We start from the raw sequence: 20,908 nt of genomic DNA, 5'->3' as shown, positions 1-20,908 counted from the left end.
CCGACGCGGCGGCCGGCGGGAGCAACGGTGGCAGCGGCGGGACGCCGGCCGCGCCGGGGACCACGGCCGGCAGCGCGACGACCACGGTGACGTCGGGCTGCCGGTCCGTGGGCGACCCCCCGGTGGTCCCCGCGTCCGGCTGGGGAGTCCGGCTGGACGTCCGGATGGGCGTCCGGCTGGCCGATCGAGGGTGCCGGGAGCGGTCCGGCGGCCTCGCCCAGCGCGGTGGCGAGCGCGGCGAGGAAGCCGCCGTCGGACGCCGGGCCGCCGTCGGCGGTCGACGTGCCCCCCGTCGGGCGCGGGCGCCGTCGCGGGCGCGGGAAGGATCGGTGCCAGGTTCACGGGTCGCTCACCTCTCCTCGAGCAGCGCCATCACGCTGCGCACGTAGGCGCGGGTCTCGGCGTACGGCGGGATGCCGTCGTAGCGCAGCACCGCGCCGGGGCCGGCGTTGTACGCCGCCAGCGCGAGGTCGGTCCGCCCGAACCGGTCGAGCAGGTCGCGCAGCAGCCGGGCGCCGCCGTCGATCGCCTGCGCCGGGTCGAACGGGTCCTGCACCCCGAGCCCCCGGGCGGTGCCGGGCATCAGCTGCATGATCCCCTGGGCGCCGGCGTGGCTGACGGCCCGCGGGTCGAAGCCCGACTCCTGCTTCGCGACGGCCGCGATCAGGTCGGCGGGGACGCCGGTGCGCATCGCCGCGGCGTTGATGAGGTCGGCGTACGGCGTCGACGGCGGCACCTGCGCCATGGTGAGCGCGTTGGGGGGGCGAGGACCGAGACCGGCGCGGTCGCCACCGGGGTCTCGATGATCCGCCGGATGTAGTCGGGCTCCGACGGGACGTCGACGATCCGCACGTCGAGCCCGGTGCGCGGGGCCTCGATCATCTTGCCGTCGCCGATGTAGATCGCGATGTGGTCGGCGCCGTTGTTGCGGCTGGAGCTGTCCCATGCGATCAGGTCGCCGGGCTGCGCCTCGGCCAGGCTCGCCACCGGGGTCCCGGCGCGGGCCTGGTCCGCCGAGACCCGCGGGAGGTCGTAGCCCAGCGCCCGGTAGACCGACTGCACCAGCCCGGAGCAGTCGACGCCGGTCTCGATGCTCGTGCCGCCCCAGACGTAGGGGAGGCCGAGGTACTTCTTCGCCTCGGCGACCACGTCGGCGCCGGTGACGCCGGTGCCGGTGGCGGCGGCCAGCTCGGTCGTGAAGCCGGCGGCCGCCGTGCCCGCGGCCGGGCGCACGGACACGAACCGCGCGAGCTGCGTCTGGATCTCCCCGATCCGTGCGGTCACCTGGTCGATGCTCATCGGGTGCGCTCCTCGGGCCGGGCCGTGCGCGCGGTCGCGCGCAGCCAGCGCTGGGCAGCGAGGTCGTCGGCCTCCTTCGCGGTCCGCCGCTCGGCGTCGGCCCGGCGGCGGGCGGCCCGCGCCTCGAGCAGCCGTTCGACGGCGGCCAGCCTGGTGCGCGCCGCCTCCCAGCGGGTCCGGGCCTCGGCGGTCACCGCGTCGGCGGTGCGGGCGGAGGCCTCGGCGTCGCTGACGGCGGCACCGAGCCGGCCCAGCGCGGCCCGCTGCCCGAGCAGCTCCCGGGGGGGCAGGGTCCCGGTGACGGGGCTGCGGGCGAGCATGCCGAGCAGCTCCTCCGTGCGCTCGTGCCGGGTCGCGGCCTCGGCCAGCGCCAGCCGGAGCCCGATCCGGTCGTCCTGCTCGCGCACGGCGCGCACCCGCGCCACCGCGCCGAGGCCGGCGTCGTCCCTGTGCCCGGTCACGGAGCCACCAGCTCCGCGAGGCGGCGCCAGGTGTCGGCGGCCGGCGTGACGTCGTCCATCCGCTGCCGCAGGAAGTCGTGGATCCGCGGGAGGCGGGCGAGCGCGGCGTCGGCGTCCGGGTCGGCGCCGGCGACGTAGGCCCCGATCTCGACCAGCTCGCGCACGGAGCGGTGGGCGGCGAGCATCCGTCGGAGCCGCGTCGCGGCCTCGCCCTCCTCCGCGCTGGTGACCGAAGAGGTCAGCCGCGAGATCGACTCCAGCACGTCGACCGCGGGGAAGTGCCCGGCGGTGGCGAGGTCGCGGGAGAGGACCACGTGGCCGTCGAGGATCGAGCGGGCGGTGTCACCGATCGGGTCCTGGAGGTCGTCGCCCTCGACCAGCACGGTGTAGAGGCCGGTGATCGAGCCGGCGGCGGAGGTGCCGGCGCGCTCGAGCAGGCGGGGGAGGAGCCCGAAGACGCTGGGTGGGTAGCCGCGGGTGGCCGGCGGCTCCCCGGCGGACAGGCCGATCTCCCGCTGTGCCATCGCGACCCGGGTCAGGGAGTCCATCATCAGCACCACGCGGTTGCCGGCGTCGCGGAACCACTCGGCGATCCTGGTCGCCACGAAGGCGGCGCGCAGCCGCTCGACGGCGGGGGGCGTCCGAGGTCGCGACGACCACGACCGACCGCGCCAGCCCGGCGTCACCGAGGTCGGCCTCGATGAACTCGCGGACCTCGCGGCCGCGCTCGCCGACGAGCGCGATCACGTTGACGTCGGCGTCGGCGCCGCGGGCGATCATCGAGAGCAGGGACGACTTGCCGACGCCGGAGCCCGCCATGATCCCCATCCGCTGCCCGACCCCGCAGGGCACCAGCGCGTCGAGTGCGCGTACGCCGAGGGCGAGCGGTTCGGTGATCCGCGGGCGGGAGAGCGGGTCGGGCGCGTCGAGGTCGACCGGCACCCGGGGCAGCCCGGGGGAGCGGCGCACCGCCGTCGACCGGGCGTCCGAGACCGTCGAGGACCCGGCCGCGCAGCGCGTCGCCGACGCCCACGAGGAGCGGTCCGCCGGTGTGGCGCACGAGGTCGCCGACCCGGGTGCCGGCGGTCGGCCCCAGCGGCAGGCACACCATCCCGTCTCCCCGGAGGGCGGCGACCTCGGCGAGCAGCGGCCGTCCGCCCGCCGTCGCGACCTCGACCAGGTCCCCGAGGCCGGCGCGGATCCCGCGGACCACGAGGTGGAGGCCGACGAGCTCGGCCACCGTCCCCAGACGCCGCGGCCGGGCGGCGGCGAGGGCCCGGTCGCGGATGTCGTCGGTGAGCGCCGTCATCGGGTCAGCACGTCCCGCACGCGGGCCATCGCCTCGCCGACCCGCAGGTCGACGATCGAGCCGTCGCAGTCGACGAGGGCGTCCGCCCGGTCGAGGGCGGGGTCGGCCACGACGTCGAGTCCGCGGTCGGCCAGCGACCCGACCGCGGGGTCGTCGGCGACCGAGGGGTGCAGGTGGACCCGCGCGACCGCGGTCGCGGGGAGCACGTCGAGCACCCGCCGGACCACGTCGGGTGCGGTCACCGCACGCACGGCGTGCCCCAGCACCTCCTCGGTGAGGGGCCGCCGCGAGCGTCGTCGCCTGGTCCTCCAACGCTGCGGCCAACCGGCCCAGGTGCGACCGGACGTCGTCGGCGGCCCGGCCGAGCGCCTCGACCGCCGCCCGGTGCTCGGCCTCGCGCCGCGCGTCGTCGACGGCGTGCTGCTCGGCCCGGTCCCGCGCCTCGGCCGCGGCGGCCGCCGCCGCGTCCCGACGGCCCTGCGCCCAGCCGACGGCGTACCCCTCGGCGGTCGCGGCGGCGCGGACCCGCTCGGCGACCTCGCCGAGCACGGCCTCGGTCACCTGGTCGCCGAGCAGCGGGTCGCTGCCCAGCCGCGTCCAGCGGCCGTTGCGCAGCTCGGGCAGGGCGACCGCCTCGACGACCGGCGCCGGGCGGTCAGACGACGAGCTGGTCATCGTTGCCCCGGTTGATCATGATCAGGCCCTGCTCCTCCAGCTGCCGGATGGTGCGGATGACGCCCTGCTGGGCCTCCTCCACCTGGACGAGGCGGACCGCCCCGAGGAGCTCGACCTCCTCCATCAGGTTCTGGGCCGCGCGCTCGGAGAGGTTCTGCGTGATCTTGGCGCGCACCTGCTCGCTCACGCCCTTGATCGCCAGCGCGAGCTCGGCGGTGTCGACCTGGCGGAGCACCTGCTGCACCGAGCGGTCGTCGAGGTTGACGATGTCCTCGAACATGAACATCCGGCTCTTGACCTCGTCGGCGAGCGACGGGTCCAGGCCCTCGAGGCCCTCGACGATCTGCCGCTCGGTCGGGCGGTCGGAGCGGTTGATGATGTTGACCAGCGGGTCGACACCTCCCACCCGCGAGACCTCGGCCGGCTGCAGCATCGAGGACAGCTTCCGCTCGAGGATGGCCTCGACGGTGCGCACGATCTCGGGGCTGGTCCGATCCATCACCGCGATCCGGTGGGCGACGACCGCCTGCTGGTGCGCGGGCAGCCCGCCGAGCAGCAGGGACGCCTTGTCCGCGCTCATGTGCGCGAGCACGAGCGCGATCACCTGCGGGTGCTCGTCGGCGATGAAGCTGCGCAGCTGCGCGGGGTCGGCACGGTGCAGGAACTGGAAGGGCATCTGCACCTGGGCGGCGTGCAGCCGCTGCATGATCTCGCCCGCCCGCTCCGGGCCGAGCGACTGCTCGAGCAGCTGCTGGGCGAAGCGGAACCCGCCCTGGGTCACGTGCGCGTGGGCCGTGGCCATGTCGCGGAACTCGACGAGGACCTGCTCGGTCTCCTCCGCCGTGACCCGGTCGAGCCGGGCGATCTCGGCGGAGATCGCCTCCACCTCCGACTCGCCGAGGTGGCCGAGCACCGGGGCCGCGCGGTCCTTGCCGAGCTGGATCAGCAGGATCGCGGCCTTGCGGACACCGGCGCTGCCGAGCGGGGCTCCCGATGCCGCTGCGCCCGGTGCGGTGCCCAGTGAGGTGCCCACCGAGGTGCTGGGTGCGGTGCTCATCGCGGCTCCACCAGCCAGCCGCGGAGCAGCGCGGCCACGTCCTCGGGCTGCCGCTCCACCAACGCACGCAGCTCGTCCTGGAGCTGGGCGTTCTCGTCCGGCTCGACGGCCTCGAGCGCGGCGACCGCGGGCACGGGTGCCTCGACGGCGGCCCGCGCGGCGGCCTCGGCGCGCAGCTGCTCGACGACGTACGTCGTCGCCTCCTCGCGCCGCTTCGTGCGCCGGCGCGCCTGCAGCCAGGCGAGCAGCACCAGCAGCGCGATGCCGAGGAACACGGCGACCGCCATCAAGATGTCGTTGCGGCGATCCCGGGCGTCGGCGGCCTCGGCGGCGGCGATCTCGGCGGCCGCGGCCTCCTCCGCGGACCGGTCGAACGGCATCGCGGCCACCTCGATGGTGTCGCCGCGCCGCGGCTTGATGCCGATGGCGGCGGTGATCAGCTCCTCGACGTGGTCGGGGTCGATCGTGGCGGTCCGCGCGGCGTCCAGCACGACGCCCACGTGGATGCTGTCGACCTCGCCGGGAGCGGCCTCCCGGCGCTCGCGGGTCTCGTTGACCGCGTTGTCCCGGGTCACCTCGGAGTTCTCGTACGCCGAGTCGTCGCCGGTTCCGCCGGCGCCCGGGTCCATCTGGCCGTCGGGGCCGACGATCCCGCCGCCGTCGGCGGCGTCGGCCGGCCCGCTGTAGGTCTCGGTGCTGCGGGACTCCGCCAGCGGCGGCACGTCGTCGTCGGGCACCTCGTAGGTCCGGGTGTCGGTCACGGAGGTGTCGAAGTTGAGGTCGGCGGTGACGTCGGTGATCGCGTTGCCGGCTCCGACGACCCGGTCGAGCACGGCCTGGATCTCCGCCTCCATGCGGTCCTGGAACTCCGTGACGGCCGAGGCGCGCACGTTGGTGGACCCGGCGCCGTTGCCCGCCTCGGGGTCGGTCAGCATCGTGCCGGTGGCGTCCGCGACGGTGACCCGCTCGGGGTCGAGGCGCTCGACGCTCGAGGCGACGAGGTGGACGACCGCCTGCACCTGGTCGGCGGCGAGGGTGCTGCCCTGCGGGGTGTCGACGAGGACCGACGCGGTCGGCTCGGTCTGGTCGTCGCTGAAGACCTCCTTCTCCGGCAGGGTGAGGCGGACCACGGCCGTCTCGACGCCGTCGATCGCCTCGATCGTCGAGGAGAGCTCGCCCTCCATCGCCCGCTTGAAGTCGGTCTGCTCCTTGAACTCGGAGGTGGAGAGGTCGGCGTCGTCGAGCAGGCTGTAGCCGGAGTCCGAGGCCGCAGGGAGGCCCTGCCCGGACAGCGCGATCCTGGTGGAGTAGACGTCGGAGCGGGGCACCATGATCGTCGAGCCGCCGTTGCTGAGCTCGTAGGGGATGCCCTGCGCGTCGAGCTCCTCGATGACGGCGCTCGCGTCGGCACCGGACAGGTCGGAGAACAGCGGCGCGTAGCTCGGGGTCGACGCCCACCGCACGACGAGGAACGCCCCGACGAGCAGCGCGGCGGCACCGACGAGCGCGATCGCGCGCTGACCGGCGGTGAGGGTGGCGATGGTCCGGCGGGCGCGGGTGAGCAGCCCGGTGAGGGTGGTGCGCATCGTGACCTCAGACCTGCATGCGGAGGATCTCGTTGAACGCCTCGACGGCCTTGTTGCGCACCGCGACCGTCAGCTGGGTCGCGACCGAGGCCTCGCTCGCGGCGATCGTGTAGTCGTGGACGTTCTCGAGCCGGCCGGTCGCGGCGTCGACGGCGAGACCGTCGGCACGGTCGGTCAGGCCCTCGAGCCGGTCGAGCCCGTCGAGCAGCAGCTCGCCGAACCCGGCGCCGTCCGTGGGCGCGGCAGGCGCCAGGGTGGAGCGGTCGATCCCGGCGGGTCCGGTCGGGCCGAGCGGTCCGACGATCCCGGCGGTGGGGTCGATCGGCATCGTGCTCATCACTGGCCCCCGATCCGGAGCGCGGTGTCGTAGGTGTCCTGGGCCGTCTTGGTCACCTGCACGGCGGCCTGGAAGCCGCGCTGGGCCATGATCAGCTGGCTCATCTGCGACGACATGTCGACCTCGGGTGCGCGGACGTAGCCGTCCTCGTCGGCGAGCGGGTGGCCCGGGTCGTGCACCACACGGCCCTCGGGGTCGGAGCCGGCGAACCCGGCCACGTCGACGCCTCCGTCCGCACGCGGCTGGAACCGGACGAACGTCGCCTGGAACGCCTCCTCGTCGGTGGAGGTGACGGTGTTGGCGTTGGCGATGTTGCCGGCCAGGGCGTCGAGCCACACCTGGTGGGCGCCGAGCGCGGTGTTGGCGATGCGCAGGGTCTCGAAGGCGCCGCTCATCCCTGGGCCGCCTTGCTGACCAGGCCGTGCCGCTCGCTGATCGCGCGGCCGACCACCTGGTACTGGTACTGGGTCTGGATGGCCGCGATCGACTCCTTGCGGAGGTCGACGTTGTTGCCGTTGGCGCCCACCGGCGTCAGCGTGGGCGCGACCTCGACCGCCAGCGGGCTCGCGGCCGTCACCCGGCCCCGGTCGATCGCCCGCTGGAGCGAGCTCTCGAAGTCGACGCTGGTCGCGCGGAAGCCGGGAGTGTCGACGTTCGCGATGTTGTCGGCCACCACGCGCTGCCGCACGGAGAGACCGTTCATCGCGGCGTGCAGGGCGAAGCCGACGGGATCAGGGCCGACGGGATCAGGGCCGACGGGACCAGGACCGGCGATGGACACCAGGGAGGACCTCCGAGGGGAGTCACGCCCGGAGGGGCGCGCTGTGCTGGGCGGTGGCCGGTCCGTCGGCCTGGGGGTGAGCGATCCCCTGCTCGCCGCTCCGATCGGCGCCCGTGCCGGCGACCTGAGCGGCGCGGACCAACTCGGACCGGGTCGGGCCGAAGTCAGGACCTAGGTCCCGGGAGGCCTGGATCACCCGGTGCCGGTCACGCGAGGGTCACGCCAGGAGGACGATGCTCAGGGCACCGCTGCCGTAGCCGGCCACGTCGACCGCCAGGTCCTCGCGGCGGCCGAGCGTCAGCGTCTGCAGCCGCACAGCCGGGTCGAGCGGGGGACCGGCCGGGTGCAGCGCGTGGAGGCGGAGGTGCTCGGCGCCGGGCACGTTGAAGGCGGACGCGGCGACGTTGAGCACCTCGTAGAGGTTCTCGGCCAGCGGGTCGGGGAGCTTGCCGTCCGCGACCGCCTCGGCGGCGGCGCCCGGCGGCACCAGCGCGAGCGCGGCGCCGGCGTACGCCGACAGCGCCAGGTCGCAGGCGACGACCGCGCAGGTGCGCGCACCGTCGTCGACGTACACCGCGACCGAGGCCGGTGTCGTGGGGCCGGGCGCGAACGGCGCGGCGGGCGTCAGCGTGACGTCGCGCCCGAGGAGCCCCTCGAGGACGTCCTTGACCTGCTTGGGTCCGGGGAAGGTGGACGGGCACCGAGGTCCTCCCTACAGGACGCCGCGGAGGGCCTCGTCGAACGCCTCCGGGGTGAACGGCTTGGCGATGAGGAAAGCGGCGCCGGCGTCGGTCGCGCGGCGGCGCATCTCCTCCTACCCCTCGGACGTCACGAACCCGAAGGCCACCGGGGACCCCGCCGCGCGCAGCGCCGTCAGGCACTCGATGCCCGTCATCTCCGGCATGTTCCAGTCCGAGAGCACCAGGTCGGGCGACTCGCTCCGCACCAGCTCGAGCGCGACCCGGCCGTTCTCGGCCTCCAGGATGTCGTGCCCGCCGTGCCCGGCCTGACGCAGCGTGCGGATGACGATCTGCCGCATCACGCGGCTGTCGTCGGCGATCAGGATCTTCATCGAGCTCCTCGTGGTTCGTGCGGGCAGTGGACGGACACGCGCAGCGGCGCCTCCGCGCGGGGCAGGTCGACGCGCGCGACCACACGCGCACCGGAGGGGACGGCCACGGGACCGGCCGCGACCGAGGGGAGCGAGAGCGTGCTCGGCCCGGGCATCAGGCCCTTGACGTTGCCGCCCACCATGTTGGCCAGCTCCCCCGACGGCGTCGGTCACGTCGTCGTCGGTGATGTCGGCATCGTCGGCCACGCCGAGCATCGCCGCGGCGACCGCGCGGGCGGCGGCGTCGTCGATCTCGACGACCACGGTGCCCCGCCAGCCGCCGGCGACCGACACGACGCCGCACCACGTGCGGTCGGCCGCGGAGCCGGTGCGGCCGGCCGCCAACGGGGCGCCGTCGCCCGCGAACGAGGCCCAGACCTCCGTGACCACCGATGCGACGTCCGCCGGGTCCGGAGCGGCGGTGGAGGCGCCCGTGGTCATGCGCCCGCCTCCGCGGGGAGCAGGCCGAGCAGCGCGAGCTTGTCGGCGATGGCGTCCGGGGTGAACGGCTTGATGACGTACTCGTGAGCACCGGCCGCGAGTGCGCGGACGATCTGGCGCTGCTCGCTCTCCGTGGTGACCATCATCAGGGTGATCGACCGCCATGCAGGCTCGTCGCGGACGCGGGTGAGGAACGTGTAGCCGTCCATGACCGGCATGTTCCAGTCGATGAGGCACAGGTCGGGAGCGAGGCCCTCGTGGAGGAGGTCCAGCGCCTCCTGCCCGTGGGCGGCCTCGGTGGTCTCGAACCCGAGGCCGGTGACGATGCGCCGCAGGATGCTGCGCATCGCCCGTGAGTCGTCGATGATCAACGCGCGCATGTCAGGCTCCTGTCGGGGTCGGCGCGGGGTGGCGGCGGACACCACGGGCGGTGGCGGCCGGACGGTGCACCTGCACCCGCCCGACCTGCTCCCGCCTCCACGCGGCCTCCAGGTCGGGTGGCAGGTCGACGGTCGTCTCCGTCGAGCCCAGGAGCAGGTAGCCGCCCGGCGCGACCGCCGGCCGCATCCGCCGGAGGACGTCGTGCCGGGTGGCCTGGTCGAAGTAGATGAGGACGTTGCGGAGCAGCACCACGTCGAACGCGCCGAGCCCGAGGAACGGAGCAGCCAGGTTCTGGTGGCGCACGGTGACCATCGCCCGCAGCCGTGGGACGACCTGCCACTGGTTGCCCGCCCGGGTGAAGTACCGGACCAGGTGCGACGCCGGGAGCCCGCGGTTCATCTCGACCTGGGAGTAGCGACCCTCGCGGACGCGCTCCAGCATCCGGGTCGAGACGTCGCTCGCGACGATCTCGCTCGTCCAGCCCGGCGGCAGGTGCTGGTCGAGCAGCATCGCGATCGAGTAGGCCTCCTGCCCGCTGGAGCAGGCGGCGCTCCAGATGCGGAGGTGGCGACGCTCCGCGCGCTCCTCGAGGAGCGCCGGCAGCAGCACGTCCGTGAACGCGCGGTACGGCGCCTGGTCGCGGAACCAGCTGGTCTCGTTGATGGTCAGCGCGTCGACGGCCTTGCGTCGCTCGGCCGGGTCGCGGGGGGAGCCGGCGGACGTAGTCGGCGACCGTGCAGCCCGCGGTGTCGGCGAGCGGTCGCAGCCGGGCCTCGACCAGGTACTCCTTGCCGGCCTCGTAGACCATCCCCGTCTCGCGGCGCACCAGGTCCGCGACCGCGGCGAACGTGTCGACGGGGGGCACCATGCCCTTCCCATCGGGCCGGGCGCAGCGTTCCTGAGCGGTCGGCGCACGTTGCCGGGTCCGCTCAGGACCGTGCCGGCCGCGCCGATGAGGAGCGCGTGATCCGTGTGCTCGTCGTCGACGACTCCGCCGTCGTCCGCCGGCTGGTCGCCTCCGCCCTCGCCGAGGCGGGCGACATCGAGGTGGCCGGGCAGGCGCGGGACGGGCTCGAGGCGCTCGAGCGGGTGGCCGAGCTCGAGCCCGACGTCGTCGTGCTCGACGTCGAGATGCCCCGCCTCGACGGGCTCGGTGCGGTCGCCGAGATCCGCAAGGACCGGCCGCGGCTGCCGATCATCATGTTCTCCACCCCTCACCGAGCGCGGTGCGGCGGTGACGCTGGAGGCGCTGTCGCGGGGCGCGAGCGACTACGTCGCGAAGCCCGCGAGCACGGCGGGCGGCGTCGCAGCGGGCGTCGCCGCGGTGCGCGACGAGCTGGTCCCGAGGATCCGGGCGCTCGCCGGCCGCCGCCGCGTCGCCGCCGGCCGCCCTGCCGGGGACGCCGTACGCCGTCCCGACCGGCCGGCCGCACCGCGACCGGCCGCCGACGGCCCGCCGCAGGTGGTCGTGGTCGGTGCCTCGACCGGTGGCCCCGACGCGTTGGCACGGGTGCTGGCGCGGCTCCCTGCGACCCTGCCGGTCCCGGTCGTCGTCGTGCAGCACATGCCGCCGGTGTTCACCGCCATGCTCGCGCAGCGGCTGGACCGGGAGTGCGGGTTGCCGGTCCGCGAGGCGGTCGACGGGGGAGCCGCTCGTCGCCGGCGAGGTCCTGGTCGCGCCGGGAGACCACCACCTGCGTCTCGCCGGCCTGCCGGGCTCCGGTCGGGTGCGGCTCGACCAGGGGCCGCAGGAGAACTTCTGCCGCCCGGCCGTCGACGCCCTCTTCCGGTCGGCCGGCGACGTGTTCGGCGGGCGGGTGCTCGCGGTGGTGCTGAGCGGCATGGGCCACGACGGGCTCGCCGGCTGTCGCCGGCTGGCGGCGGCCGGTGCCCGGGTGCTGGTCCAGGACGAGCAGACGTCCGTCGTCTGGGGCATGCCGGGCGCCGTCGCCGGAGCGGGTCTCGCGGACGAGGTGCTGCCGCTGGACCTGGTGCCCGGCCGGATCGCCGCCGCCGTCGCGCGCACGACCCCGAGCCGCTGACGTGGCTAGGCGCGGACGTCGAGGTAGGCCGGTGCCCCCGCCGGGCCGGTCGCCGCGGTGACCGAGCCGACGACCCGCACCTCCCGGCGGGCGGCTGCCAGCGCGGGCGAGAGCGCGGCGATCGCCCGTTGCTGGCGGGCGAGGAGCTCACGGGCGCGCTCGACCGCCGCCGACGGGAGCGGGCCCGGGTCGGAAGGTGCGGTCCAGGCGCCGGCGACCTCCATCGCGGCGTCGGCGGGGGTGCCCCGGCCGGCGGCGGCAGCAACGCCTCGACGCGGGCGACGTCCCGCTCCAGACGGGTGAGCGCCTCGTGCCAGACGTCGGTCGGGTCCTCGGTGGCGGACATCGGCGACCTCAGGAGGGGGGGAGGAGGTGGCGCTCGACAGCGCCGCGGTCCGCCAGGTCTCGGCGAGCTCCCGCGCCAGCGCGAGCGCCTCGCGGGTGACCGCGAGGTCGCGCCGGACGTTGGCCACGACGAGGCGACCCCGCAGGTACTCGTAGAGCATCGCCAGCTCCGCCCCGCCGGGGCATCTCGTCGGGCGCGAGGCTGGTGGCGAGCTCCACCACGACGTCCTGGGCGTGGATGAGGTGCCGGTGCGCCGCGGTCCAGTCCGACGCCTGCTGCGCCTCGAGACCGCGCTCGACGTCGAGGGCGAGCCGCTCGACGAGCATCACCAGCAGTCGCGCCGGGCTCGCGGTGGTGACCGCGTTGCCGAGGTAGGCGCTGCGGGCGTCCTTGAGGTGCATGGGGTCCTCCGGTCAGGAGCCGTTGTCGTTGTCGAGGGAGGCCAGCTGGCTGGCGAGCCAGCTCGACTGGCTCTGGAGCTGGTTGAGGGCGACCTCGAGCGCGGTGTACTGGCGTTCGAGGGTCGTGCGCCGCAACGCAAGCCGCTCGTCCCACGCGGCGATGCTGTCGTTGAGGCGCTGGATGCCGTCGGTGCTGCTGGTGATGAGCGAGGTGAGCGACCCGGTGTGCGGGTCGCTGGCCTTCTCGGCGACCTGCTGGAGCCGGGCGAGGAACCCCTCGGGTCCGGCGAACGCGGCACCGACGGCGTCGGGGTCCTCCGCGAACGCCGCGGCGAGCCTCTCCTCGTCGAACACCAGTCGGCCGTACCGGTCCAGCTCCACGCCGAACGAGGAGAGCGTCCCGCCGTCCGGTGGGGTACACGGTCTCGACCAGCGCGGTGGCGAGCGACCGCAGGGCGGAGGTCCCGCTGAGGACGCCGGACGCACCGGAGGTCGGGTTGTAGGCGGTCTGGGTCGCGATCGTCGACAGCAGCCCGTTGAGGTCGTCGACCACCTTCTTCACCGCCGCGGAGCGGGTGCCGGCGTCGCGCGTGACGGCGATGTCCGCCGTGCCCGACGCGGAGGGGCCCAGCGTGATCGTCACGCCGGGGACCACGTCGGTGAACGTGTTGGTGGTCGACCGGACCGTGATCCCCCGATGCCGATCTCCGCGTCGCGCGCGGGCTGCACCGACGCCGGCCCGCCCAGGAGCGGCGTACCGCCGGGGAGCCCGAGGGCGAAGTCCTCGCCCGCGCCGGTGCTCGTCGACTCGACGAGCAGACGGTAGGAACCGGGCGCCACCTGGACCGTCGCGGCCCTGAGGCCGGTCTCGTTGGCGGTGTCGTTGATCGCGGCGACGACCTCGGCGAGCGTGCCGCTCCCGACGTCGAGGGTCAGGGGCTCGCTGCCGTCGAGCCGGTCGAGCTCGATGGTGGTGGCACCGCCGGTGACGACGGCGTCCTGCGCGGAGGCGTCGGTGAAGGCGACCCGGTGCGCGCTCGCGGTGGCGACGACGTCGACGGCGTACGTCGCCGGGCTCGCTGCGCGGGAGGCGGTCACGGTGACGGCCTCGCTCGACGACGTCGCGCGCAGCGACTGCCACACCGAGGTGGAGCCGCTGCCCGGTGCGGTCATCTGCTCGGCCGCGGCGGCGAGGGCGGCGAGGCGGGTGTTGATGCCCTGCAGCGCGGCGACCCGCGACTGCTCGGTGCCGACCCGGACCTTGAGCCGGGTCTGGGGGAGCGGCCTCCAGCTGCATGAGCTGGCTGATGATCGTCGCGGTGTCGAGGCCGCTCGACAGGCCGCTGATGCTCGCGCTCGCCATCGCGTCCTCCTCGGTGGTGCGTCCGGGCGCCGACCGTGCCGGTCAGCGCCCGGACGCGTCGGTCAGCCCTGCAGCAGCTGCAGGACGCTCTGCGGGGCCGACTTCGCCTGGGCGAGCATGGCGGTGCCCGCCTGGGACAGGATCTGCGAACGCGTGAAGTTCATCATCTCCTGGGCCATGTCGGTGTCGCGGATGCGCGACTCCGACGCCGACAGGTTCTCGATCGCGACGTTCACGTTGTTGATCGTGTGCTCGAACCGGTTCTGCACGGCACCGAGCTCGGCGCGCTGCGTCGAGATCGTCGTGATGGCGGTCTGGACCGTGTTGCTGTCGGTGATCAGCGCGCCGCTGACGTCGAAGTCGGCGAGCGCCGTGGCCGAGATCGAGATCTCGTCGCCGCTGTCGTAGCCCACCTGGAAGGTGAGGGCCGCGCCGGCGAAGAGCTCGACGCCGTTGAACTTGGTGTTCTCCTTGATCCGGGTGATCTCGGTGTGCAGCTCGGTGAACTCCGCCGACAGCGCGGCCTGGGAGTTCGCGTTCTGCGTGCCGTTGTTGTACTGCACCGCGAGGTCGTTCATGCGCTGCAGCATGGAGTGGACCTCGGTGAGCGCGCCTTCGGCGGTCTGCGCGACGGAGACGCCGTCCTGGGCGTTGCGGACCGCGACCTTGAGGCCGCCGACCTGCGACCGCAGGCCCTCGGAGATGGCGAGACCGGCGGCGTCGTCGGCGGCGCGGTTGATCCGGAAGCCGCTCGAGAGCTTCTCGAGCGACTTCGACATCTGGCCCTGCGTGACCGACAGGTTGCGGTACGCGTTGACGGCGTCGATGTTCTGGTTGATGCGGAGACCCATGGTGTTTCCCTCCTGGAACGACAGGTCTGGTGGTGGGACCGGAGCCCGTCCGTGGGCTCCGACGCCCACCCCATCGGTGGGGGACGTCGGCGGTTGAGGGAAAACCCGGGGGATTTTCTCCCCGCGCCGTCAGCCGGCCGCGTCGACCCGGGGCGGTGCGACGGAGCGCTGCGTGCGGCGGAGCCCGTCGGCGTGGCGGGCGGCGACGGCGGCGAAGTAGGCCTCCCGCCGCCGGTTCGCACAGCCACCCGGCTTGCCCACCTCGGTCACGAGGGCCGGCTCGAGCGCGTGGTTGAGGGCGTCGCGGAGCAGGGAGAGCGCCTCGGCACGCATCTGGGAGATCCGCGAGTCGGTGACGCCGAGGTCGGCGGCGATGTCGGCCATCGGCCGCTCGGCGAAGAAGTAGTCCTCGACGACGGTCCGCAGCCGCTCGGGGGAGCTCCGCGACCGCCTCGACGAGGTAGGTCAGCCGTTCCCGGTGCTCGGCGATCGCCTCGGGCGACGGCGCGCGCGTGGGGACCAGCTCGTCGAGGGCGGAGGACGTGGCCGCCTGCAGCGACAGCACGTTGGCCCGCGCGATGTCGTCCTCGTTGGCCTGCACCTCCTGCTCGGTGAGGCCGGTCGCGGTCGCGACCTCGGCCGCCGTGGGCGTCCGGCCGAGCGCCGCCGCCAGCCGGCCGCGCGTCTCGTCGAGGTCCCGGGCGCGGCGGCGCACCGACCGCGAAGCCCAGTCGACCGCCCGCAGCTCGTCGAGCACCGCCCCCCCGCACCCGGGTGGCGGCGTACCGGTCGAACGGGACGCCGCGGCTGTCGTCGAACGCCTGCGCGGCCTGCACCAGCGCAGTGAGCCCGGCCGAGGTGAGGTCGTCGCGGCTGACGTGCGACGGGACCCGGCCCATCGTCTCCCGGACGATGTGACCCACGAGTGGGATGTGGCTGACGATCCGGTCCTCGGTGTGGCTCTTCGCTCCGGTCACGAGGCACGAGGGTCGTCGGTCCGAACGGGGCACGTGATCACATCCGGTCACAACGGGTCCCTGCTCCCGGACCAATCGGGCCCTTGCTCCCACGCGACCCGGGACCAGCCGGCCGAGGGTCCCGACCGGGAATGACCACCGGCGACGGCCGATCGGCGCCACCGGACCGACCCGGGGTGACGCAAACCGCTCAGGTCGGCCCCGCGCCGGGCGATGGGACGGTCGAGAGCCCCGACCGGGGGGTGGATCGGGAGAGGTCGGACCATGGAGAAGCTGTCGCTGATCCTGTGGCGCGAGCGCGAGCTGATGGAGCAGCTCTCCTTCAAGCTCGAGGTCGAGCGGCTCGTGCTGGCGAGCGGCCGCACCCGGTGGCTGGCCGCGGCCACCCGCGAGATCGAGGACGTGCTCGCCACCATCCGGGAGACCGAGGTGCTCCGCGCGGTCGCCGCCGACGAGGCCGCCGCCGAGCTCGGGCTGCCACCGGACCCGTCGCTCGCGGCGCTCGCGGCCGCGGCGCCGGAGCCCTGGCAGGGCCTGCTGCTCGACCACCGCGACGCCTTCGTCGCGATGGCCCGCGAGATCGCCGAGCTCTCCGAGCAGAACAAGGGACTGCTGACCGCCGGCTACCGCTCGGCCCGGGCGACGCTCTCCTCCATCACCGGCACCGGGACCGACGGCTACGCCGAGGACGGCTCCGCCGTCGTCGACGCACCCCGGAGCGGGTTCCTGGACAAGGCCCTGTGATGAGCGGGTCGTTCGGCAGCATCAGCGCCGCCGTCTCGGCGCTGCGCTACCAGCGGGTCGCGCTCGACGTGGCCGGCAACAACCTCGCGAACGCCGGGACCGAGGGCTACGTGCGGCGCAGCGTCGTCGCGTCCGCCGTCCACGTCGGCCAGCCCGCCGTGTGGTCCCGCTACGAGGGGTACGGCGACGGGGTCGCGGTCGCCGGCACCCGCCGGCACGTCGACGCCCTGCTCGACGGGCGCGTGCGCCGCGAGCACGCCGTCCTCAGCCACCTGCAGACCACCCGCGCCGCGCTGCAGCGCGTGGACGACGGGATCGGTGAGCCCGGGCCCAACGGGGTCTCCGCCGCCCTGCTGGAGCTCAGCAACGCCTGGGAGGACCTCGCCCTGGACCCGACCGGCGACGCCGCGCGGCAGGAGGTGCTCAAGAGCGCCGCCACCCTCGTCCAGGCCCCTGCGCGCCCAGGTGCGCAACGTCACCGGCGAGGAGTCCGACCAGCGGCTCCGGCTCCTCGACGTCGTCGGGCAGGTCGACACCGCGGCGTCCGGCGTCGCGGACCTCAACCGGCAGATCCTCGCCGCCGAGGTCAACGGCACCGACGCGAGCACGCTGCGCGACCAGCGCGACGGGCTCGCGCTCCGGCTGGCCGAGCTGACCGGCGCGGTGACCACGGTCGGCGACGACGGCATGTTCCACGTCTCGGTCGCCGGCGTCCCGCTGGTGGAGGGCCGGACGGCGGCGACCCTGCAGGTCGTCTCCGGCGTGCTGCCGGACGGCACCGCGGACGGCGCCGAGGTGACCCTCGGCATCGCCTCCGGGGGCGTCGTCACCGCCCTCCCGGCCGGGCTGACCGGCGAGGCAGGGCGCGGTCGCGGACCTGCTGACGACGACGCTGCCCGCCTACCGGCAGGGCCTCGACACCATCGCCCGGGACTTCGCCGACCTCGTCAACGGCCGGCACGCGGCGGGCTACGACGGCGCCGGGGTCGCCGGCGGTGCGTTCTTCACCTACGACCCGGCCGACGCCGCCGGGTCGCTGGCCGTCGCCGTCACCGACCCCGCCCGGGTCGCCGCCTCGTCGGTGCCCGGAGGCGCTGCCGACGGCCGGAACGCCTCCGCCCTGAGCGACGTCGACGGGTTCGACGCCGCCTACCAGCGCCTGGTCAACGGGTTCGCCTCCGACGTCGCCGCCGTGGGCCGCCAGACCGCCAACCAGCTCGCCCTGACCTCGTCGCTCGACACCGCGTGGGAGCAGGGCGCGGGCGTGAACCTCGACGAGGAGACCGTGAACCTGGTCGTCGCCCAGCGCGCCTACGAGGCGGCCGCCCGACTGATGACCGCGGTCGACGAGATGCTCGACACGCTCATCAACCGCACCGGCGTCGTGGGGAGGTAGCACCAGATGACCACCGGACGCGTGACGCAGCGGATGCTCACCGAGAGCTCCCTCCACTACCTGCAGAACGGCCTGGGCCGGCTCGCCAGGGTCCAGGAGCAGCTCTCGACCGGGCGGGTCCTCAACCGCCCGTCGGACGACCCGGCCGACACCACCGCCGCGATGCGGCTGCGCTCGTCGATCGCCCACCAGCAGCAGTACGCCCGCAACGCCGAGGACGGCCTGGGGTGGCTCGCGCAGGTCGACGCCACGCTGGGCACCGTCACCGACTCCGTGCGCCGGGCGCGGGAGCTGGCCCTCCAGGGCGCGAGCTCCGGGACGGCCGGCGCGACCGCTCGCGAGGCGCTGGCCACCGAGGTGGAGGAGATCCGCGACGGCGTGCTGAGCCTCGCCAACGCGACGTACCTCGGGCGACCGGTCTTCGGCGGCGTCGTCGGCGCCGGCGGGACGGCGTACGACGCGACCGGGACTTACGTCGGTCTGCCCGGCGACGTGGAACGGCGGGTCGCCGACGGCGTCACGGTCCAGGTCGACGTCGACGGCCGGACGGTCTTCGGCGACGGCGCCGCCTCGGTCTTCGCCGAGCTCGACGGGCTCGCGACGGCGCTGCGGGCCGGTGACGCCGCCGGCATCACGACCTCCCTCGACGCCCTCGCGGCCCGGCTCGACACGGTGCTCGCCGCCCGCACCGCCGCCGGCACGCGCTACGACCGGCTCGAGCGGGCGGCGCTGGCGGCCACCGACGCGGCGCAGTCGCTGACCGGCTCGCTCGCCGAGATCGAGAACACCGACCTGCCGCGGGCCGTCGTCGACCTGCAGCTGCAGGAGGTGGCCTACCAGGCGGCGCTCTCCGCGACCCAACGGGTCCTGCAGCCCAGCCTGCTCGACTTCCTGCGATGATCGAACCCGTGGACGACCTTCCCGTGATCGAGCTGGTCGAGGCCATGCCCGGCTTCCCCGGCGACCGCCGGTTCGCCCTGGTGCGGCTCGACGACGACGGCATCCTCCACGGCCTGCGCTCGCTCGACCGCGACGACCTCGAGTTCGTGGTCGTCCCGCCCGCGCCGTTCTACCCCCGACTACGCCCCTGAGGTCGACGACGACCTCGTCGCGTCGCTCGGCATCGAGTCGGTCGACGACGTCCTCGTGCTGCTGGTCGTGCGCACCGGACCGTCACTGGCCGACACGACCGTCAACCTGCGGGCCCCCCTCGTCGTCAACGTCGCCACCCGTCGCGCGAGCCAGGTCGTCCTCGACGACCCGGCGCTGCCACTGGCCGCGCCGCTCGTGGCGTGACTCGGTAGCCTCCACCACGTGCTTGTTCTGTCGCGCCGCATCGGCGAGAGCGTCGTCGTGGGCGACGAGATCACCGTCACCGTCCTCGAGGTGAGGGGTGACGTGGTGCGTCTCGGCATCGATGCTCCGCGCTCGGTGCGGGTGCACCGCGCCGAGCTGCTCGCCGAGCTCGCCGACGCGAACGCCGAGGCGGCGTCGCCGCCGCAGGACGCCGTCGCGTCGCTCTCCGAGGCGCTGCGCCGGCGCGGCTGAGCCGCACCGCCCCCACTGCACCACTGGGCCGACCTCCTCAGGAGTGCTCCTCCGCTGCCGATGGTGGTGTCGGAAGGAGGGCGCATGGACGACGAGGCCGAGATCATCGCCGAGTTCCTCGTGGAGTCGCACGAGAACCTCGACCAGCTCGACCGCGACCTGGTGGAGCTCGAGCGGCAGCCCGGCTCGCGGGAGCTGCTGTCGGCGATCTTCCGCACGATCCACACGATCAAGGGCACGTCGGGCTTCCTCGCGCTGGGCCGGCTCGAGCGGCTGACCCACGTCGGCGAGACCCTGCTGTCGCGGCTCCGCGACGGCGAGCAGGGAGATGACCCCCGAGGTCGCCGAGGCGCTCCTGCGCATGGTCGACACCGTCCGCGCGCTGCTCGAAGTGGTCGAGCGCACCGGCGCCGACGTCGACCCGGCGGTGGAGGTGGAGCCCGTGGCCGCCGGGATCGAGGCGCTCCCTCGCCGCTCCCTCGGCGGCGGCGACGCCGGATGCGGGAGCAGACCGTCCCCCGCTCCGCCGACGGACACCCCGCCGACGGTCGCCCCTGCGACGGACGACCCGGCGGCACCCGCCCCCGACGACGACCGGGGTGAGGAGCGCCGGTCGCTCGTGGACGCCACGGTCCGGGTCGACGTCGACCTGCTCGACAACCTGGTCCAGCTGGTCGGCGAGCTCGTGCTCACCCGCAACCAGATCCTCCAGCGCTCCGACGACCACGCCGACGCGGAGCTGCTGCGTGCCAGCCAGCGCCTCGACCTGGTCGCCAGCGAGCTCCAGGAGTCGGTCATGCGCACCCGGATGCAGCCGATCGGGCAGGTCTGGTCGAAGATGCCGCGGATCGTCCGCGACCTCTCCCACCAGCTCGGTCGCGACGTCGCGTTGACCCTCGAGGGACACGAGACCGAGCTCGACCGCAGCCTGCTCGAGGCCCTGAAGGGCCCGCTGACCCACCTGGTGCGCAACGCGCTCGACCACGGCATCGAGCCGCCGGCCGACCGGGCCGCCCTGGGCAAGCCGCACCGGGGGAGCCTCCTGCTGCGCGCCCGCCACGAGTCCGGACAGGTGGTCGTCGAGGTCACCGACGACGGCGCCGGGATGGAGCCCGCCCGGATCGCCGAGGTCGCCGTCCGACGAGGCGCGGTGAGCCGCGAGGAGGTCGCCCGGATGGAGCCGCGCGAGGTCCTGGGCCTGATCTTCCGGCCGGGGTTCTCGACCGCGCCGACGGTCAGCAACATCTCCGGTCGTGGCGTCGGCATGGACGTGGTGCGCACCAACATCGAGCGCATCGGCGGCACCGTCGACGTGCAGTCGGAGCCCGGCCGCGGCACCACCTGCCGGATCCGCATCCCGCTCACCCTGGCCATCATCCCGGCCCTCGTCGTGGCCGAGGGGGGCCAGCGCTACGCCATCCCGCAGGCCAACCTGGTCGAGCTGGTCCGCGTCGAGGGCGAGGAGCTGCGGCGCGACGTCGAGCACCTGGCCGGCGCCCGGTGCTGCAGGCTGCGCGGCGACCTGCTTCCCCTCGTCGACCTGGCCGAGGCGCTCGGAGGCCCGGCGCCCTCGCGGGACTCGCTCGTCGTGGTCGTGCTGCAGAGCGACGACGTGCGGTTCGGCCTCTGCGTCTCCGAGGTGCACGACACCCAGGAGATCGTCGTGAAGCCGATCGGTCGCCAGATCAAGAACCTCGAGGTCTACGCCGGCGCCACCATCATGGGCGACGGCCGGGTCGCGCTGATCCTCGACGTCGGCGGGATCGGCCGCTCGCACGGCGTCGACACACCGACCACGGCCG

Annotated in this window: 29 protein-coding genes and 6 pseudogenes; 11 read left to right on the top strand and 24 right to left on the bottom strand. The window is 74.5% G+C overall.

Annotated elements, in window-relative coordinates; genetic code table 11:
* Positions 1-349: 349 nt before the first annotated feature.
* The 6 genes and pseudogenes from MF408_RS00925 to MF408_RS00905 all read right to left on the bottom strand — a co-directional run bounded on the left by MF408_RS00925 (position 350) and on the right by MF408_RS00905 (position 3,335).
* The gene (locus MF408_RS00925; protein ID WP_240249900.1) at positions 350-691 is read right to left on the bottom strand and encodes a lytic transglycosylase domain-containing protein; all 342 of its coding nucleotides are present in this window, start codon (positions 689-691) and stop codon (positions 350-352) included.
* Entirely contained in the window at positions 664-1,299 is a 636-nt protein-coding gene (locus MF408_RS00920) for a C40 family peptidase (protein WP_240249899.1), read from the bottom strand. Before MF408_RS00920 ends, MF408_RS00925 begins: the two co-directional genes overlap by 28 nt.
* Positions 1,296-1,760: a flagellar FliJ family protein gene (locus MF408_RS00915; RefSeq protein WP_240249898.1), complete on the bottom strand. Its 465-nt coding sequence runs from the start codon at positions 1,758-1,760 to the stop codon at positions 1,296-1,298. Before MF408_RS00915 ends, MF408_RS00920 begins: the two co-directional genes overlap by 4 nt.
* Positions 1,757-2,446, bottom strand: a complete 690-nt coding sequence (locus MF408_RS24695; RefSeq protein ID WP_275693308.1) for a hypothetical protein — start codon at positions 2,444-2,446, stop codon at positions 1,757-1,759. The genes MF408_RS00915 and MF408_RS24695 overlap by 4 nt, the downstream gene beginning before the upstream one ends.
* A gap of 10 nt (positions 2,447-2,456) precedes the next feature.
* Positions 2,457-2,579: pseudogene (locus MF408_RS24690) on the bottom strand (hypothetical protein); the annotation flags it as partial.
* Between the two features lie 486 nt (positions 2,580-3,065).
* Positions 3,066-3,335: a flagellar assembly protein FliH gene (locus tag MF408_RS00905; protein ID WP_240252203.1), complete on the bottom strand. Its 270-nt coding sequence runs from the start codon at positions 3,333-3,335 to the stop codon at positions 3,066-3,068.
* A gap of 7 nt (positions 3,336-3,342) precedes the next feature.
* Between MF408_RS00905 and MF408_RS00900 the strand changes: the two genes are divergently transcribed.
* Positions 3,343-3,759 carry a hypothetical protein gene (locus tag MF408_RS00900; RefSeq protein ID WP_240252202.1) on the top strand — a complete coding sequence of 139 codons (417 nt, stop codon included), beginning with the start codon at positions 3,343-3,345 and terminating at the stop codon, positions 3,757-3,759.
* On the opposite strand, the gene fliG is transcribed toward MF408_RS00900, so the two are convergent.
* The 9 genes from fliG to MF408_RS00855 form a co-directional block, all read right to left on the bottom strand.
* Positions 3,725-4,801 (bottom strand): flagellar motor switch protein FliG, encoded by a 1,077-nt coding sequence (gene fliG, locus MF408_RS00895; RefSeq protein ID WP_275693307.1) that lies wholly within the window; start codon positions 4,799-4,801, stop codon positions 3,725-3,727. The genes MF408_RS00900 and fliG overlap by 35 nt on opposite strands.
* A complete protein-coding gene (gene fliF / locus MF408_RS00890; protein ID WP_240249897.1) occupies positions 4,798-6,387 on the bottom strand; it encodes a flagellar basal-body MS-ring/collar protein FliF in 1,590 nt (529 codons plus the stop codon). Before fliF ends, fliG begins: the two co-directional genes overlap by 4 nt.
* A gap of 7 nt (positions 6,388-6,394) precedes the next feature.
* The gene (fliE, locus tag MF408_RS00885) at positions 6,395-6,724 is read right to left on the bottom strand and encodes a flagellar hook-basal body complex protein FliE (protein ID WP_240249896.1); all 330 of its coding nucleotides are present in this window, start codon (positions 6,722-6,724) and stop codon (positions 6,395-6,397) included.
* Entirely contained in the window at positions 6,724-7,119 is a 396-nt protein-coding gene (locus MF408_RS00880; RefSeq protein WP_240249895.1) for a flagellar basal body rod C-terminal domain-containing protein, read from the bottom strand. Before MF408_RS00880 ends, fliE begins: the two co-directional genes overlap by 1 nt.
* The gene (gene flgB / locus MF408_RS00875) at positions 7,116-7,505 is read right to left on the bottom strand and encodes a flagellar basal body rod protein FlgB (protein WP_240249894.1); all 390 of its coding nucleotides are present in this window, start codon (positions 7,503-7,505) and stop codon (positions 7,116-7,118) included. The genes MF408_RS00880 and flgB overlap by 4 nt, the downstream gene beginning before the upstream one ends.
* 217 nt (positions 7,506-7,722) lie before the next feature.
* On the bottom strand, positions 7,723-8,079 hold the full coding sequence (locus MF408_RS00870; RefSeq protein WP_240249893.1) for a hypothetical protein: 357 nt from the start codon (positions 8,077-8,079) through the stop codon (positions 7,723-7,725).
* A gap of 240 nt (positions 8,080-8,319) precedes the next feature.
* Positions 8,320-9,057: a response regulator gene (locus tag MF408_RS00865; RefSeq protein WP_240249892.1), complete on the bottom strand. Its 738-nt coding sequence runs from the start codon at positions 9,055-9,057 to the stop codon at positions 8,320-8,322.
* On the bottom strand, positions 9,054-9,437 hold the full coding sequence (locus tag MF408_RS00860; protein WP_240249891.1) for a response regulator: 384 nt from the start codon (positions 9,435-9,437) through the stop codon (positions 9,054-9,056). The genes MF408_RS00865 and MF408_RS00860 overlap by 4 nt, the downstream gene beginning before the upstream one ends.
* A 1-nt stretch (position 9,438) precedes the next feature.
* On the bottom strand, positions 9,439-10,656 hold the full coding sequence (locus MF408_RS00855; protein WP_240249890.1) for a CheR family methyltransferase: 1,218 nt from the start codon (positions 10,654-10,656) through the stop codon (positions 9,439-9,441).
* 257 nt (positions 10,657-10,913) lie between these two features.
* Here MF408_RS00855 and MF408_RS00850 point away from each other — a divergent pair, with 257 nt between their 5' ends.
* Positions 10,914-11,480, top strand: coding sequence for a CheB methylesterase domain-containing protein (locus MF408_RS00850; protein ID WP_345893819.1), 567 nt, complete (start codon positions 10,914-10,916; stop codon positions 11,478-11,480).
* A 5-nt stretch (positions 11,481-11,485) separates the two neighbouring features.
* Here the strand turns inward: MF408_RS00850 and MF408_RS00845 are convergent, their stop codons facing one another.
* From MF408_RS00845 to MF408_RS00810, 9 genes and pseudogenes are all read right to left on the bottom strand, one after another.
* On the bottom strand, positions 11,486-11,704 hold the full coding sequence (locus tag MF408_RS00845) for a hypothetical protein (protein WP_240249888.1): 219 nt from the start codon (positions 11,702-11,704) through the stop codon (positions 11,486-11,488).
* Between the two features lie 130 nt (positions 11,705-11,834).
* Positions 11,835-12,227 carry a flagellar export chaperone FliS gene (locus tag MF408_RS00840; protein WP_240249887.1) on the bottom strand — a complete coding sequence of 131 codons (393 nt, stop codon included), beginning with the start codon at positions 12,225-12,227 and terminating at the stop codon, positions 11,835-11,837.
* 12 nt (positions 12,228-12,239) lie between these two features.
* On the bottom strand, positions 12,240-12,713 hold the full coding sequence (gene fliD, locus MF408_RS00835; protein WP_275693306.1) for a flagellar filament capping protein FliD: 474 nt from the start codon (positions 12,711-12,713) through the stop codon (positions 12,240-12,242).
* Between the two features lie 153 nt (positions 12,714-12,866).
* Positions 12,867-13,196 (bottom strand): flagellin hook IN motif-containing protein, encoded by a 330-nt coding sequence (locus MF408_RS24685; RefSeq protein WP_275693418.1) that lies wholly within the window; start codon positions 13,194-13,196, stop codon positions 12,867-12,869.
* A 72-nt stretch (positions 13,197-13,268) separates the two neighbouring features.
* Positions 13,269-13,493 (bottom strand): annotated as a pseudogene (locus MF408_RS24680) (flagellar cap protein FliD N-terminal domain-containing protein); the annotation flags it as partial.
* A gap of 159 nt (positions 13,494-13,652) precedes the next feature.
* Positions 13,653-14,441, bottom strand: a complete 789-nt coding sequence (locus tag MF408_RS00825; protein ID WP_240249886.1) for a flagellin — start codon at positions 14,439-14,441, stop codon at positions 13,653-13,655.
* Positions 14,442-14,570: 129 nt separating this feature from the next.
* Positions 14,571-14,825 carry a hypothetical protein gene (locus MF408_RS00820; RefSeq protein ID WP_240249885.1) on the bottom strand — a complete coding sequence of 85 codons (255 nt, stop codon included), beginning with the start codon at positions 14,823-14,825 and terminating at the stop codon, positions 14,571-14,573.
* Between the two features lie 169 nt (positions 14,826-14,994).
* Positions 14,995-15,156: pseudogene (locus MF408_RS00815) on the bottom strand (sigma-70 domain-containing protein); the annotation flags it as partial.
* A gap of 106 nt (positions 15,157-15,262) precedes the next feature.
* A pseudogene (locus MF408_RS00810) lies at positions 15,263-15,340 on the bottom strand (hypothetical protein); the annotation flags it as partial.
* Positions 15,341-15,682: 342 nt separating this feature from the next.
* Here MF408_RS00810 and MF408_RS00805 point away from each other — a divergent pair.
* The 9 genes and pseudogenes from MF408_RS00805 to MF408_RS00765 all read left to right on the top strand — a co-directional run.
* Complete coding sequence (locus tag MF408_RS00805; protein WP_240249884.1) at positions 15,683-16,162, top strand: flagellar protein FlgN; 480 nt, start codon at positions 15,683-15,685, stop codon at positions 16,160-16,162.
* A complete protein-coding gene (locus MF408_RS00800) occupies positions 16,162-17,046 on the top strand; it encodes a flagellar basal body protein (RefSeq protein WP_240249883.1) in 885 nt (294 codons plus the stop codon). The genes MF408_RS00805 and MF408_RS00800 overlap by 1 nt, the downstream gene beginning before the upstream one ends.
* Positions 17,047-17,243: 197 nt before the next feature.
* Entirely contained in the window at positions 17,244-17,558 is a 315-nt protein-coding gene (locus tag MF408_RS00795) for a flagellar basal body rod C-terminal domain-containing protein (protein WP_240249882.1), read from the top strand.
* 6 nt (positions 17,559-17,564) lie between these two features.
* Positions 17,565-18,458 carry a flagellar hook-associated protein FlgL gene (gene flgL / locus MF408_RS00790; RefSeq protein WP_240249881.1) on the top strand — a complete coding sequence of 298 codons (894 nt, stop codon included), beginning with the start codon at positions 17,565-17,567 and terminating at the stop codon, positions 18,456-18,458.
* Between the two features lie 8 nt (positions 18,459-18,466).
* Complete coding sequence (gene fliW / locus MF408_RS00785) at positions 18,467-18,649, top strand: flagellar assembly protein FliW (protein WP_240249880.1); 183 nt, start codon at positions 18,467-18,469, stop codon at positions 18,647-18,649.
* 25 nt (positions 18,650-18,674) lie between these two features.
* Positions 18,675-18,854: pseudogene (fliW, locus tag MF408_RS00780) on the top strand (flagellar assembly protein FliW); the annotation flags it as partial.
* Between the two features lie 18 nt (positions 18,855-18,872).
* Positions 18,873-19,106: a carbon storage regulator CsrA gene (csrA, locus tag MF408_RS00775; protein WP_240249879.1), complete on the top strand. Its 234-nt coding sequence runs from the start codon at positions 18,873-18,875 to the stop codon at positions 19,104-19,106.
* Between the two features lie 84 nt (positions 19,107-19,190).
* Positions 19,191-19,709: an Hpt domain-containing protein gene (locus tag MF408_RS00770; RefSeq protein ID WP_240249878.1), complete on the top strand. Its 519-nt coding sequence runs from the start codon at positions 19,191-19,193 to the stop codon at positions 19,707-19,709.
* A 16-nt stretch (positions 19,710-19,725) separates the two neighbouring features.
* A pseudogene (locus tag MF408_RS00765) lies at positions 19,726-20,811 on the top strand (chemotaxis protein CheA); the annotation flags it as partial.
* Positions 20,812-20,908: the final 97 nt, after the last annotated feature.

It is taken from the genome of Nocardioides sp. TF02-7, assembly GCF_022437945.1.
Classification (GTDB): Bacteria; Actinomycetota; Actinomycetes; order Propionibacteriales; family Nocardioidaceae; genus Nocardioides.
The sequence above is the reverse complement of the archived record's forward strand: the minus strand, read 5'-3'. Positions and strand labels throughout refer to the sequence as shown.

Excerpts from the sequence above, each read along its gene's own strand:
- MF408_RS00805 (WP_240249884.1), top strand. The coding sequence starts at position 15,683 with ATGGAGAAGCTGTCGCTGATCCTGTGGCGCGAGCGCGAGCTGATGGAG.
- fliG (WP_275693307.1), bottom strand. The coding sequence starts at position 4,801 with ATGAGCACCGCACCCAGCACCTCGGTGGGCACCTCACTGGGCACCGCA.
- MF408_RS00770 (WP_240249878.1), top strand. The coding sequence starts at position 19,191 with ATGGACGACGAGGCCGAGATCATCGCCGAGTTCCTCGTGGAGTCGCAC.
- fliF (WP_240249897.1), bottom strand. The coding sequence starts at position 6,387 with ATGCGCACCACCCTCACCGGGCTGCTCACCCGCGCCCGCCGGACCATC.
- MF408_RS00840 (WP_240249887.1), bottom strand. The coding sequence starts at position 12,227 with ATGCACCTCAAGGACGCCCGCAGCGCCTACCTCGGCAACGCGGTCACC.
- fliE (WP_240249896.1), bottom strand. The coding sequence starts at position 6,724 with ATGAGCACGATGCCGATCGACCCCACCGCCGGGATCGTCGGACCGCTC.
- MF408_RS00860 (WP_240249891.1), bottom strand. The coding sequence starts at position 9,437 with ATGCGCGCGTTGATCATCGACGACTCACGGGCGATGCGCAGCATCCTG.
- flgL (WP_240249881.1), top strand. The coding sequence starts at position 17,565 with ATGACCACCGGACGCGTGACGCAGCGGATGCTCACCGAGAGCTCCCTC.
- MF408_RS00925 (WP_240249900.1), bottom strand. The coding sequence starts at position 691 with ATGCGCACCGGCGTCCCCGCCGACCTGATCGCGGCCGTCGCGAAGCAG.
- MF408_RS00820 (WP_240249885.1), bottom strand. The coding sequence starts at position 14,825 with ATGGCCGACATCGCCGCCGACCTCGGCGTCACCGACTCGCGGATCTCC.
- MF408_RS00845 (WP_240249888.1), bottom strand. The coding sequence starts at position 11,704 with ATGGAGGTCGCCGGCGCCTGGACCGCACCTTCCGACCCGGGCCCGCTC.
- MF408_RS00865 (WP_240249892.1), bottom strand. The coding sequence starts at position 9,057 with ATGACCACGGGCGCCTCCACCGCCGCTCCGGACCCGGCGGACGTCGCA.
- MF408_RS00880 (WP_240249895.1), bottom strand. The coding sequence starts at position 7,119 with ATGAGCGGCGCCTTCGAGACCCTGCGCATCGCCAACACCGCGCTCGGC.
- MF408_RS00800 (WP_240249883.1), top strand. The coding sequence starts at position 16,162 with ATGAGCGGGTCGTTCGGCAGCATCAGCGCCGCCGTCTCGGCGCTGCGC.
- MF408_RS00825 (WP_240249886.1), bottom strand. The coding sequence starts at position 14,441 with ATGGGTCTCCGCATCAACCAGAACATCGACGCCGTCAACGCGTACCGC.
- MF408_RS00920 (WP_240249899.1), bottom strand. The coding sequence starts at position 1,299 with ATGAGCATCGACCAGGTGACCGCACGGATCGGGGAGATCCAGACGCAG.